This is a genomic window from Chloroflexota bacterium, from assembly GCA_026706485.1.
Taxonomy (GTDB): domain Bacteria; phylum Chloroflexota; class UBA11872; order UBA11872; family UBA11872; genus JAJECS01.
Map to the genome: position 1 here is coordinate 358,135 of JAPOYR010000011.1, position 12,886 is coordinate 371,020.

General features: G+C 63.2%; 8 protein-coding genes. 2 read left to right on the plus strand and 6 right to left on the minus strand.

All coding sequences use genetic code 11. The features are described 5' to 3' along the window. Positions 1-250: 250 nt before the first annotated feature. The 3 genes from OXG79_11155 to solA form a co-directional block, all read right to left on the minus strand. On the minus strand, positions 251-4,306 hold the full coding sequence (locus tag OXG79_11155) for a HigA family addiction module antitoxin (protein MCY3784330.1): 4,056 nt from the start codon (positions 4,304-4,306) through the stop codon (positions 251-253). 99 nt (positions 4,307-4,405) lie between these two features. Then, on the minus strand, positions 4,406-4,654 hold the full coding sequence (locus tag OXG79_11160) for a hypothetical protein (protein ID MCY3784331.1): 249 nt from the start codon (positions 4,652-4,654) through the stop codon (positions 4,406-4,408). A 126-nt stretch (positions 4,655-4,780) separates the two neighbouring features. After that, a complete protein-coding gene (gene solA, locus OXG79_11165; GenBank protein ID MCY3784332.1) occupies positions 4,781-5,929 on the minus strand; it encodes an N-methyl-L-tryptophan oxidase in 1,149 nt (382 codons plus the stop codon). Positions 5,930-5,985: 56 nt separating this feature from the next. On the opposite strand from solA, the gene OXG79_11170 reads away from it, so the two are divergent. Further along, positions 5,986-6,870: an MBL fold metallo-hydrolase gene (locus OXG79_11170; GenBank protein MCY3784333.1), complete on the plus strand. Its 885-nt coding sequence runs from the start codon at positions 5,986-5,988 to the stop codon at positions 6,868-6,870. Here the strand turns inward: OXG79_11170 and OXG79_11175 are convergent. From OXG79_11175 to OXG79_11185, 3 genes are all read right to left on the minus strand, one after another. Further along, a complete protein-coding gene (locus OXG79_11175) occupies positions 6,867-7,508 on the minus strand; it encodes a hypothetical protein (GenBank protein ID MCY3784334.1) in 642 nt (213 codons plus the stop codon). The genes OXG79_11170 and OXG79_11175 overlap by 4 nt on opposite strands. Positions 7,509-7,627: 119 nt before the next feature. After that, on the minus strand, positions 7,628-8,521 hold the full coding sequence (ppk2, locus tag OXG79_11180; GenBank protein ID MCY3784335.1) for a polyphosphate kinase 2: 894 nt from the start codon (positions 8,519-8,521) through the stop codon (positions 7,628-7,630). 162 nt (positions 8,522-8,683) lie between these two features. After that, positions 8,684-11,245, minus strand: a complete 2,562-nt coding sequence (locus OXG79_11185) for a hypothetical protein (GenBank protein MCY3784336.1) — start codon at positions 11,243-11,245, stop codon at positions 8,684-8,686. 422 nt (positions 11,246-11,667) lie between these two features. On the opposite strand from OXG79_11185, the gene OXG79_11190 reads away from it, so the two are divergent. Next, entirely contained in the window at positions 11,668-12,852 is a 1,185-nt protein-coding gene (locus tag OXG79_11190) for a hypothetical protein (GenBank protein ID MCY3784337.1), read from the plus strand. The last annotated feature ends 34 nt before the right edge of the window (positions 12,853-12,886 follow it).

Here is a 12,886-nt window from a genome sequence, read left to right on the forward strand (position 1 = left end):
GACCTCCCGCGTCCGTCATTCCTGCAAATGCGGGAATTCACTCTTCATTGAACCTGGGAGCGGATTGGATGCGCACGGTTATCCCTTTGTCTGACCGGATTCGTAAAGGTCTCTAGAAGCGGGAATCTAGCTGCCGCCGAACCTGTTTCTCCACAGGTAGGGGCGGTTCGCGAACAGCCTCTACCCCTCTATTCGCAGGCCTCCGCATGCGGGGAGCGGAAGTCTAGGCCCGTGTGGCTTCGGCGGGCGGCTAGTAGAAATGGCCCATCCGTCGGCGAACGTCCGCGCGCGAATCCTCCCGACTAGCATCGTCGTCGTAGCCGCTGGCAATCCGTTCAAGGACGCTGCTCACATAGGGGAATTCGAAGTCGAGTAGCTGTGCCCAGGACCGGTACTTTGCTGCAATCTCACGTTCCTGATCGCCGCCTTCGCCACGCCAGTGGACGCCCCGAGCGTTATTGACGCCAATATGGAATCCACGCGCGATGTGCTCGGAAGACACAGTCTCCATGACCGCGCATACCGAGCGGCACGGCCATAGGCCGTCTGTGCCAGCCGGGGCCTTGGAAAGCAACTGGCCGATGTATTGGTCCCCGAGGTCGACTCGGCCGTACTGCGCGCACAGACGGCGTACTTCCGCGACCCAGCGCTTCAGCTTGTCTGTGCTGATACTGCCGTCGGGTTCAGTGCCTGGAATGCGCCTGATGCGATTGAATAGGCGATACGCGGCACTTGCGGCAGCGGTGCGCTGAGCGGAGTTCCTTATCTTCCATTCAGACGGATCGTCACCGTCATCGTCGCGTTTGAAGAGGACGGCCAGCGCCTGAACGAAGAGTATCGGTGACTTCTCGATCTCGCGCTCGAGATTCGGAATGCCGTGGTTGCTCTCATCTTCGTCGAGTGCCCCGATGAATGTAAACTCCAACTGCGCCATCTCAGCCTGGGTGACGCCGGGCCGCCCATCGAGTGCACTGAGCGCACGCGAGATGTCGAAGGCGTCGGGCGCAATCGTTTCGTCTGCATCGACGGTAGTGGCGACAGCCGTCAAGAGTCGCTTCAGGCGCGAAGTCTCAATCTTGTCCCAATCCCGACTCGCAGTATGGAACGCTGGCCAGGCACGCTTTACTTCAAGGAGTCGATCGGTCAATTCGTTCAACTCCGACTCACTATGCTGATTCCAGCGAGGGGGGACCTCGCGCCAATAGCCGTCGCGGACATCCGGGGAGTATTGTTCCAGTAGGCGCCACGTTCGGTTGTCGAACGGGGCGCACGTGAGAAGGCGCACTTTCTGGTCGGTAGTGGCTGCACTTGCGACTTCCAGGAGAATCGACTCCCTGTCACAACCGTGAATCTCCCAAATGAACCCCTGCATGAAAGCGTCGGTCTTCTGGCTGGGTTGGGAGTCGTCGAATAGACAGATTCGCAGAACGTCTGCCGCCACGCCCTGCGCGGTCGCGCACGGAGCGGCGTAGCGTCCGACTGCGTGGGCGCCGTTGCCCGTGGCGAGGAGGTTGGTGACCCCATCAAGGCCGCTTGCTGCCCAGATGTCCGCCATCGCATCGGTTCGAAGTTTGTGGATTCGATCTTCACGCTTGGAAAAATCCAGCTCCTCGCCGTCGAAGTCGCCAACGGAATGTCGAATCCATTCATCGGCGAACAGCCACGCGTGACGGTTGACTGGATCACGGGGTGCGAGCTGCCCGTAGGCGTCACGTGCTCTTTGGTGGGTTATGGTCTCTGGGCTGTGCCCCCGTCCGCGTCTCATGAGCGCGTAGCGACGAATCTGCTCGCGCAACTCTGCTTTGGCGCTCTCGTCGGTTTCAGTCTGAGACCATGTGTCGATCAGATTCCACACGTCCGATTGATACTCATCGGACATTCCACTGAGTCGCTGGATTAAGTCACCAAGAGTCGCGCTGTCGTGCTCGGGCCATGCCAATGCGAGGTCGAGTGCCCTACAAGCGAACTTCATTAGCTCTAGCTTGGTCACCACCTCTCCGGCACCTACCGCGTCGGTGCGCCACCGTGGCCGATAGCTCGGGATCGCTATCTGGTGTGACTCAATTTGCTGCATGCAGATTTGCCAGGCGACCTCGGGGAAGCGGCGCACAAGAAGCTCAAGGCCCCTGATGCGATCGTCGAGCGAAGCCGCTGTCTGTGGCATCCAACAGCAGTAGATTGCCGCTAGGCCATCGATTGGCTTGTTGGCCACGTTGTCGTCGATCTCCGTCAAAGCAAGCTGCGCCAGGATTAGGCTGACGCGCGAAAGACGTTGCGGACTCCAGGCCAGGCACTCCAATGCCCACAGGAGACCTGTTCGCGAGGGGCCCGTGAACAAAGGGTCGCTGACAGGCTTCAAGAGACCTTGCAGAGCAGACTCCGATTGCCCGAGGTCATGCTCGATTAAGGCAAGGAACGTGTTCGGCGCCGCTTCGGCGTACCGCGGGAGGTCGCTCTCGTGTGACAGCAGCTTGTCGAGTGTCAATGGCGCGAGGAGCCGCTCGACGAGGTTGGAAACACGTTGCTCGACATCGACGCCAAGTCGACGCTGGAATAGATCGTTTCCATGGACCGCCAGCAGGACGAGCGTCTCGCAGATGCCGTCGCGCAACGCGCTGGAGTGGTCGCGCGTCTTTCCGTAGAGGCCCGCCGCCCATCTATCACGCTCTGGCAGTTCGAGAGACGGATCGGACTCTGACAGCACGTACTCGGCAAGCTCCAGGAAGTCCTCGATGTGCTTCGCCGTCAGAGAACGGCTGATGGCGAAGAGGGCGTCCAGCTTGGACACGACGCCGCGGTGCTCGGCGACAGACCAGACCGGGCAGTCTTCCAAATGCAGGAGACGCGCCAGAGTCTCCTCGACCTTCTGATAGTCGGCATTTGCAAGGGCGGAGAGAATCTCGCAATCGGCGCTCGATTCCCTGTGCCAGGCACCGGCCATCACCAATGGGATCAGGCTGCGCGCAATTCCAAAGTCCGCAGCCCATGGCGGCGTTCTAATCGCATTGATATTCGAGAGGCGCCGCCGCAGGATAGTTGGCGAGCGACCGGACTCCCTGCCCCATCGATCAAAGTCGTTTCGGTTGATTTCCATGTCGGCGAGCGCCGCTTCAAACGCCTCACGGCCTAGTGGTCTAAGGTCCACATTGGGTTCGCGATCAACAGCGTTGCGGGGACGTACCACGATGCAGTGGCGCCGCCGATAGACGTTGGCGAGCTCGCGTTCGGCTTCTTCGCTCGACACGATCAAAAGAAACGGCGCTGACGCTGACGCTAGGATTCTCAGCGTTTGCGCCGAGTCGAACACGGCGACTCGATCTCCGTGCTGGGCCGGCGCTTCGCCTTCATCAAACAGGCAGTAGAGGAAGGCCAGTGCTTCATCCTTGGAGTCGGCGGCGACGGCGAACGGGCGGTCTCCGGGTTCGGCCGCCAGCCACTCTGTGATGGCTTTACGGTGAGCACTGACCGCAGGCTCGAACATCTTGACAGTCATCATGGGCTCGCTCGCCGTGGACCAGCGACTCCAGGACTGATCGAGGGTCTCAAGTCCGTCTAGGGGAATCTCTAGCCTTTCAGCCAGCCAGACCTGCCCGGTGACCGACGCCGCCAGCCATTGCTCGAGGTCGCTTGCATCAAAGGCCCGAACGGCCTTCCAGTGCCCAAGTGCTTCCTTCTCCGCAGCCCAGTCATTCTTGCCGGGCCAGTTGCGCGCAGTGACGAACACGAACGTGAGCTTTGCTTGCTCTGCCGCTGGGACGGTTCCCAACCGGCCCCTGTAGTCGTGCTCGGCCTTGGCTTTCGGGCGTCGATTGGTGCTCAGCTCCCAACCCGAATCACCATCGGGAATCCACGGAGTCGGCTCGCCGGCTTCGACCCAGCCGTCCCAACCGGCCCGCTGCGCGTTGTCGTACCCGGGAAAATCAACGCGGCGCAGATCGTAGCCCGTTGAATGAATCAATCGGCGAAGCAGCACCGGCAGTTGGGCGCGGGCGTCGTTACCAGCCGCCCAGTCGCTGATTTGCCGAGCGGTGATGGTGAGGAAACTCGGCACGTGGGCCTGTACGGCCAGGCGCCGATCCGCCTCGCGTCGGAGGTCTTGCTTCGACTGCTCTTGGCGGTCCAAGAGTTCCTGCCGGTCGGCGCCGAACGCTTTCTCCAACCGGAGCGCCATGTCGGGAGAGAGCGCGGCGCGGCCATTCAAGAGGTTCGACAAGGCCGGCCGTCCCACACCCAACTGCCTTGCGGCGTCCGTCACCGTCACTCCCTGCGGCAGCACGCGCTGCCTGATGAATTCACCTACGTCCACGGTCGATTCCGATCTGTGACATCAGAGACTACGGCGAAGTGTATTGTGTCGCGCTACACGCGTCAACACGCCTGGGCGCGGGTCTCTGGCACCGGATTCTTAGCGTGTCCGATTCAATTCCAACAGCTCCCACAGGGCGTCTTCCTCTGAGATGTCGGCGGCCCAGCCGTCGCTGCCGGAGTCCTTTCGCGCGCCGCGCTCGAAGCAGTAGTTCTGGCCGGTTGGGTCGGCTTCCACCGGCGTCGGCTCGCCGAGCATGCGGCCGAGGTCGTTGAAGTGCGACTGGGCGACCGCGTTCTCCTTGAGATCTACCGCTTGCCATTTGGCGATGAATGAGTCCGGCGTCATGGGGTCATGGTCTCACCCGCACCCGATTCGCGCCGGGACAGGCCCTCTCCCTTGGGAGAGGGAGTCGGACAAAGGAGTGGCGGGATGGTTACGCAACGGTCACAAGGTTGGGAACCGCGGCGACGCCTATCGAGCTGTACCGTTCTCGAAGCGGTCCAGGCGGAACATCTCGATGTCGTGCCGGGATTGACCGTCCAGCGCCAGTTCAGCCGCGATTTCGCCAACCACCGACGCAAATTTGAACCCGTGCCCGGAACAGGCTGACACCAGGGTCACGTTTGGGTGTCGTGGGTGCGCATCCATGATGAAGTGGCCGTCCGGCGTGCTGGTGAACATGCAGGTCATCAGCTCCAGCGCGCGCCCGTTGGCACCCGGAAAGTAGGGAGCCAGGCACGTGCGCAACAGCGCCTCGTCCGCGTCGTCCGTCGTCCGGTTCAGCGTCTCGGGCGTCACCGCGTGCTGCAGGTGGAACATGCGCCCGAGCTTGAGCCCAGGTGGACCGAAACGCGGCAGACCGTAGAAATACTCCTCGTCGTCCGGTGGCTGCAGCAGCCACACCGGCAGACGGTCCGGTTCGCAGAGGGCCGGTTCATCCGGCTCGAACCACCCGACCACCTGTCGCGTCACTTCGAGCGGCAGATGCAGGTCCGCCAGCAACTCCGCCATCCATGCGCCGGCCGTGAACACGAGCCGCTCGGCTCGGTAAACGCGATGTTCGGTCTGGACCTCCACGCCGTCCGTTGTGGCCTCCCAGCCGGTGATGGCTTCCTGCGTCCGCACCTCCGCCCCGTGCAGGCGAGCCGCCGCCGCGTGCGCCAGAATCGCCCGCTCCGGGAGCAAGAACCCCGCCGACGGGTCGTGCACGCCGATCATGTCGTCCGAGAGTCGAACGGCGGGAAACCGCCGCGCGACCTCGGCGGCGTCGAGCACCTCGTGCTCCAGCCCATAGCGTTCGGCGGCCAACAGCGCGCCGCGCACCACCAGCGCATCGGGCCGTCCCAGCGAGAGACCGCCCGAGTGGATAAACAGCGTCTCGCCGCTGACTTCCTCGAGTTCGCCCCACAGCGTCTGGGCTCGCTGCACCAGCGGCACGTACCCGGGCGCGTTGTAGTACGCATGCCGCATGATGCGGGTGTAGCCGTGGGAGCTGCCCTGGTCGTGCGCGAGGTCAAACTGCTCCAGCGCCAGCACGCACACGCCCCGGCGCGCCAGGTGAAAGGCCGTGGCGCTGCCCATGGCGCCCACGCCGACTACGATGACGTCCCAATCAGACACGCGGGCAGTGCCTCCAGCGCTCACAATCCGCCCGCATTGTGCGAAAGGCCCCACGGATGAGCCAGCCGCTGCGAGTGGTGCTGTTGGGCACCGGAACGCCCGACCCGCGACCGCATCGCGGCGGGTCGTCCACCTATGTCGGCGTAGGCGACGCCGGCGCGGTGTTCGATCTGGGGCCTGGGGCGACGCGGAACCTCGCGGCGGCGGGCATCGACCTGGCCACGATTGGCCATGTGTTCTTCACCCACCTGCACTTCGATCACTCCACCGACTACGCGCACTTCGCGCTGTCGCGCTGGGACCAGGGCGCCGGACGCGGCGACGACCTCTCCGTCTTTGGCCCGCGACCGCTGGAGCGCATGACGGAGCGCCTGTTCGGCCATGACGGCGCCTTTGCCCCCGATCTCGTCGCGCGCACCAACCATCCCATGAGCTTGCAGGCCTTCCGCAATCGCGGCGGTGTGATGCCCCGCCGGCGCCCGCGGATTGACGTTCGAGAGCTCGCCGTCGGGGATACGGTCGTAACTGACGGGTGGACGGTTCGCGTGGGGCACGCCCAGCACGCGCAGCCCTACCTCACCTCACTGGCCTACCGGCTCGACGCCGAGGGCGGCTCGATTGTCATCTCCGGGGACACGCGCCCGTTGCCGGAGATCGTCGAGCTGGCGCGCGGGGCCCACACGCTCGTCCACATGGCCATGGAGGTCGACGCCTCGCGCGACCAGTGGCCCGACATCTACTCGGCCTGCACCACGGCCCGCGGCGCCGGCAAGATCGCCGGCGCCGCGGGCGTCCAGCGACTGGTGCTGGTGCACGTCATGACCGAAGCCGACGACCCGGCGTACATGCAGGCGATGGTGGACGAAGCGCGCGAGGTCTTCGACGGCTGCGTCATCGGCGGCGCCGACGGTCTGTGCCTGTCGTTTCCCGAGCCTGCCTAGCGCGCCCCGGTAGCCGCCTCGATCAGCCGCTCGGGCAGTGTGTCCCTTGGTCGCGGCTCCACGACCTCCAGGTTGCGCCGCGAAGCCTCCTCGGCAAGCCACTGGCCGAACAGCCACTTGCCTCTGACCTCGGCTTGAAGTTCAGCTTGTGTCCGGCCCGCAACCCAGCTGCCGCCGCGAGCCACCAGGGCGGCCCGAAGCGCTGATTCGTCCGGTTCCACGATGAACGCCGCGCGTATCCAGGCCGCGCGTTCGAGCATTGATGGGCGAGCAAGCAGCGACGGCAATGCGCCATCCCCCTCGATCACGATGGGGATTTGCTGGTCGACATGGTTTTCCACGATCGCCTCGAGCGGGGCCGACATGACGCCGCCAACGTCGATGAGAGCGGCGCACTGCTCCTCGGGCGTGCGATTCCTAAAGTCTGGCCGCTTGTCGGCGTACAACGACTCCGTTCCCTTGGGAAGCGTCACATCAGCCCGTTGGAACGCGAGCCGCACGTCGTCGACCATTAGCCACGGCACGCCCAGCGACAGCCCGATGCGCTCCGCGGCGGTGGTCTTCCCGGCCGCCGAATGCCCTCCGATCAGGAGAACGAGCCAGTCATAGTCCCACCCCGCGCCACTGGCATCGAACAACTGTTCACTCCTCAGGGACGGTCAATGCTCGCGACATCGTCAAGGGATCAACGGGGTCGGGGGCGCGAGCCGATGGTCCCGAATGGAATGGGCCGCCGGCTACGCCGCCCGGGCCTTCGCTACCAGACCTCGTCCTTGGCGTAGAGCGACTTCGCCGGCCCGATCAGCTTGGGATCGGGCTTGGGAACGCGCCGGGCGACGTCGGGGTCGTACTCCAGATTCCGCAGCACGAAGCGCATGCAGTTCAGCCGGGCGCGCCGCTTGTCGTCGGACTTGACAACCGTCCACGGCGAAGCCTTCGTATCGGTTCCCGCAAACATCACCTTCTTGGCCTCGGTGAAGTCGTCCCACAGCGGCAGCGACCGCCTGTCCACGGGGCTCAGCTTCCACTGCTTGAGGCTGTCTTGGGCGCGGGACACCACGCGCCTGAGTTGCTCCTCCCGGCTCACCGAGAACCAGAACTTGAACAGCCGCAGGCCGTCGCTGATCAACATTTGCTCGAACAAGACGGTGTCGCGCAGGAAACGCACCGTCTCGGCCGGCGTGCAGAAGCCCAGCACCGGCTCGACTACCGCCCGGTTGTACCAGGAGCGGTCGAAGAACACGATCTCTCCCTCGGATGGGAGGTGCTGCACGTAGCGCTGGAAGTACCACTGGCCGCGCTCCCGCTCGGAAGGGGCCGGCAGCGCAACAACCGTGGCGCCACGGGGGTTGAGGTGCTCCATGAAACGCTTGATCGTGCCGCCCTTGCCCGCGGCGTCCCGCCCCTCGAACAGCAGCACGACGCGCTGCCCGGTCTCCTTGACCCACTTCTGCATCTTGAGCAGCTCGACCTGCAGCGCGGCCTTCCGACGTTCGTACGCCCGCCGGCCCATTTTGGTGTCGTAGGGGTATGAGTCGCTGATGATCTCGCGACGCCCGGCGCGCTCCACTTTCCGCAGGATTTCCTTGGGAATCCCTTTCGTGGGAATCAGGAGACCAGTGTCATCTCGGACTGCGGTTGCGGTTGCCATGCGAATACCCTATTTCCGCGTCTCACACCCGTCAATTTCCAATTCGAACTTTGAATGACTAGGTTGGGTGAACCTGTGCCATGCACCACGGCGCTCGCCTCGACCAGTGGCCGAGAGTCACAACGGGTCGACGCCTGACCAGTCGAGCCCGCCCCTCTCACGCTACAGCGCCGCCAACACCTCGCGCTGGCGCGCCAGCCGCTCGGACCGCGCCTCGGCGAAGCGCTTGATGCCGGCGTGGATCGAGTCGGCGTCGAGATTCGCCTCCGCGATCACGTCCGGCTCGGTTCCGCCGGTCAGCCACTGGTTGTCCCAGTCGGACCACAGGGAGTACTCATCGGTCAGCGGCCCCAGGTCGCGCACCGGCGGCATGCGCCGCGTGCCCGTGGATACCACCATCGCGTCATAGCGCGCTCCGGCCGGAATGAGGTGGTCGCGATAGGCCTGCGGCTGGCGTTCGAAGAGCTCCTCGCTCACCACGGCGATCACTCGCACGTTCACGCCCTCGGCTTCAAGCTGCGGCAGCACGCGCATCAAGTTGACCGTCGAGTTCGAACCTTGCACGAACACCGTGCCCTGCGGCTCGCTGCCCGCGTCCCAGTCGCGGATCAGATACATCCCCTTGGCCGCCGCCAACGGATCGGAGTCGGCGAATCCGGCGCGGTCGGCCACCGGAAAGTCGGGTCGCGCCACCTCGATGGTGATGAGCCCAACCTTCGGATCGCGTGCCGCCAGTGACGCCGCCGCGAAGTAGCCCGGGGCCACGTCGTTGTAATCCCAGAAGCTCAAGTTGATGGCCTGGTCGCGCGGGAACAGCTTCCACACCTGCGGCGCGAAGATGCCGAAGTGCGTGCGCGCGTCCGCGGCGGTCTCCGGCCCGGAGTGCCCGGCCAGAATGTGCAGCACGCCCATGCGAAACGGGCTGTCCTGGTTCTGCTGGCTCCAGACGCGCGCCGGCAGATACATCAGCGGCGTGAATGCGCCGTAGGTGCCGCTCAGGGCCCAGACACCGGCGTGGCGGTCGGGGTCGAGCGACGCGGACTGGCTCACCAGCCCGATCGCCGACGAGGCGTTTCCGGCCTCCTCGATCGGCGCCTTCATGCGGGTGCCCAACGGGTTGTCCACCGGGTCGTAGTGCCCCCACAGCGCGCCCTTCTCGACGTTGATCGAGCTGGACAGGTCGGCGGCCAGGGTGATGAAGCGGTTGTCCGTGACGTAGTTGACCCACTTGATCAGCTCGGAGATGGCGCGCCGGGTGCCGGCAACGTCGCCCGGCTTCTTGGCCAGCTCGATGTCCACCGTCGCCGTCTCGCCGGTGAGCTCGTTGGTGACCTCGACCGACTGCGGCTCGAGCGGAATGTTATCCGGACACAGCCGCTCGTCCATGAACGGATTGATCGTCGGATCGATGCGCAGTGGCAGGTTGTCATTCAGCGAGTCGCCGATCTCGACCAGCCGATCCGCCAGCCAGTCGCCCAAACCGTTCTGGTTGAGCACCGACATCGCCACGTCGATGTTGGTCTTGAACTGGATCAGGCGCTCGCGCTCGTCGGCCACCGGGCCGTCGCGGATGCCGTCAAACTCCACGCCGTAGCGCCGCTCGAAGGTCTCGGCCAGCGCCACGAAGTAAGGCTCGTTCATCTTCAACTCGTAGGGATGGCTGTGATAGCCGACGAGCTGGTCGCCGAACCCGGGCACGTGTCCGTTGTCCGCGGCCGGCCACCACCCCTTGGTCGTCGTCCCAACCAGGATGATCGGGCGGCGGTCGTTCGGATCCCACTCTTCCATCGCCCGCAGGGCCGCCATGATCTGGTCGTAGTCGTTGCCGTTCTCCACCGAAATCACATTCCAGCCGTAGGACGTCCACTGGTCCTCGATCACGTAGCCCTGGGTGAGAGACGGGTCGATGACGCCGCCGACGAGCGAATCGTCGATGCCGGCGTTGTTATAGGACAGCAACACGCGCAGCCGCTTGCCCACCTGCTGCGCCAGCGCCTGGGTCTTCAGCTCCTGCGCGTGGCCCTCGGTCATGGCGAACTCGCCCTCGAGCGCGATCACCTTGAGCGAGTCGTCGGCGCCGACGAAGTCCCAGAAGGCCGCCTTGCCCGCCGCCGTGGCGACGCCGATACCGGAAGGGCCGCCGTTGACGTCGTTGGTCAGGTCGGTGGTCTCGGAATGACCGGCGAGCGAGCGAATGCCGCGGATCTTGGCCTGTGCGAAAAGCGGGTGGTCCTCCAGCCCGTGGTCCTGCAGCAGCGTGTCCAGGGCGCCGCGTCCGCGGCGGAACCCCAGCGCGTCGATCGGCAGCATGCCCACGTTGGGGTCCACGGCGTAGCGGTCGTCGCCCGTCGCCGCGTGCTTCTGGGCCATGGCCTCGCCCATGATCATCCAGAGGGCGTAGGCCGTGGGGATGTTGTGGCCCCCGGCCAGCATGAAGCGGTCGCAGAACGGGTGCTTGGGCCGGCGGTAGTCGTAGCGCAGGGCGCCGTTCTCGGGTCCGCCCAGGTGCAGCGCCACGTTGTACGGCGTATAGGCCAGCGGCCCGCCGAAGTGCCCGGTCTGGGCGTAGTTGCCCAGCAGCACCAGCGTCATCGCGGTCATGAACCCGACGTCTTCGATCCGCTCGCGGTCGTCGGCGGGGACTTCGACCGTGTCGTCGATCGTCACCGTCTGCACCGCGCTCGCGCGGGCGGTGACGCTTTGGCTGCCGTTGCTGTGCGCCATCAATCGCTGCTCCTTGGGAGTCGAGGCCGGGGATAGCGGTTTATGTGGCAGCCCGAGGGCTGCCGGCTGCTGAACAAGCGTACCGAATCGCCCAAATCTGGGGAATCCGCCAGGCACTTCAGTCCGCGACACCACTTCCCGCGACTCACGCTCGTTGGATTCTCTCCCGCAATGCCCCCTGAATTTCCGGTCGCGGTCACCGGCGGTGTCCCGGGGCAGACCTAGCGTAGGCGGGAGCTAGCCTGTGATTCCCCGCCTCAGGGCGACCACCACATGCTGTGGTACAGGATTCAGCCACTGCAATATGCTGTGGCCACCCACCGCAAATTGCGATACTATGCCTGTTCCTATCGGCCTAGGCCGAACATCCAGCACACCGCGTGCAAGACAAGGGGTGTGCGCCATTCGAGGTTAGAGTATTGATGACTCAGGAATCATCTGACAACGGCAATCGGCGTCGACGCCGATTGATCGGCGAGCTGGAGAAGCACCGTCAAAGCAAAGTGGTCGCATACACCATCAGTGATAGAGAAAATGCTAGCGCTCAAATCGGCGACGATGCTGTGAGGCCACTCTATGATCACTTTAGGCGCATTGGAAAGGTAAGTAAAGTTGATCTACTCATCTACTCCCGCGGCGGATCGACTGATACACCTTGGCGAATAGTCTCACTTGTCCGTGAATTTGCAGATGAATTCGCAGTTCTTATTCCCTACCGAGCTATGAGTGCAGCTACCATGATCGCACTAGGTGCCGATGAAATTGTAATGTGCCCCAAAGGTGAGTTAGGACCTATCGATCCACAGCTAAAGCAAATCCACTCAAGTCCGGATGGCGAAAGAACGCAAGAAGAGATATCTGTTGAGGACATCATGGCTTATGTCCGGTTCTTGAAGGACGAGGTCGGTCTATCTGATCAGAATGTCCTGGGAACTCAGGCAGCATCACTCACGGATAAATTATCACCTCAGATCCTTGGCAAAATATATCGCGGCCATTCGCATATTCGCTCAGTTGCAAGGAAGCTTCTCGAGGCTCACAGCTCGAAATTTGAAATTGATGGCCCTGCTATAGATGTAATTGTAGATACACTGGCTGAGAAAACGTTTGAGCATGGTCACGCAATTGGCAGACGCGAGGCGCGTGAGATTGGTCTGAATATTGTTGAACCAGATAAAGTCTGCGAGGACCTAATATGGAACATCTTCGAAGAATACGAAAGTCTGTTTTGTCTAGATAGTCCGATTGATCCTCATACATTTATACCTGATAATCAAGAAGAGCGTATTGAGCCTCTGGTGATGGCGTGTATTGAATCTTTGGCTTTAGCTCATCATTTCACAGCTGAACTCAAGGGACGCCATCAGAGAAACATGCCGCCTCAGCTAAACCTAAATCTCAATGTTCAGTTGCAGATGCCGGCAGGAATAGACCCTTCAACTATGCCTGTTGAGCAACAGGCACTTCTCCAGGAGTTGGTGCGAGCGGCACAGATTCAAGCGGAGCAGGCTGTGCAAGAGCAGATTTCCCAGCAAGCGCCGATTGTTGGGTTCTCGGGGCAGATACAGCGTACTGGGTGGCGGGAGCTTGGGGGCTGGGCTGCTTAGGCGCGAAAGAATGGCACCGGCGACGAGACAAAGT

Excerpts from the sequence above, each read along its gene's own strand:
- ppk2 (MCY3784335.1), bottom strand. The coding sequence starts at position 8,521 with ATGGCAACCGCAACCGCAGTCCGAGATGACACTGGTCTCCTGATTCCC.
- OXG79_11185 (MCY3784336.1), bottom strand. The coding sequence starts at position 11,245 with ATGGCGCACAGCAACGGCAGCCAAAGCGTCACCGCCCGCGCGAGCGCG.
- OXG79_11190 (MCY3784337.1), top strand. The coding sequence starts at position 11,668 with ATGACTCAGGAATCATCTGACAACGGCAATCGGCGTCGACGCCGATTG.
- OXG79_11170 (MCY3784333.1), top strand. The coding sequence starts at position 5,986 with ATGAGCCAGCCGCTGCGAGTGGTGCTGTTGGGCACCGGAACGCCCGAC.
- OXG79_11160 (MCY3784331.1), bottom strand. The coding sequence starts at position 4,654 with ATGACGCCGGACTCATTCATCGCCAAATGGCAAGCGGTAGATCTCAAG.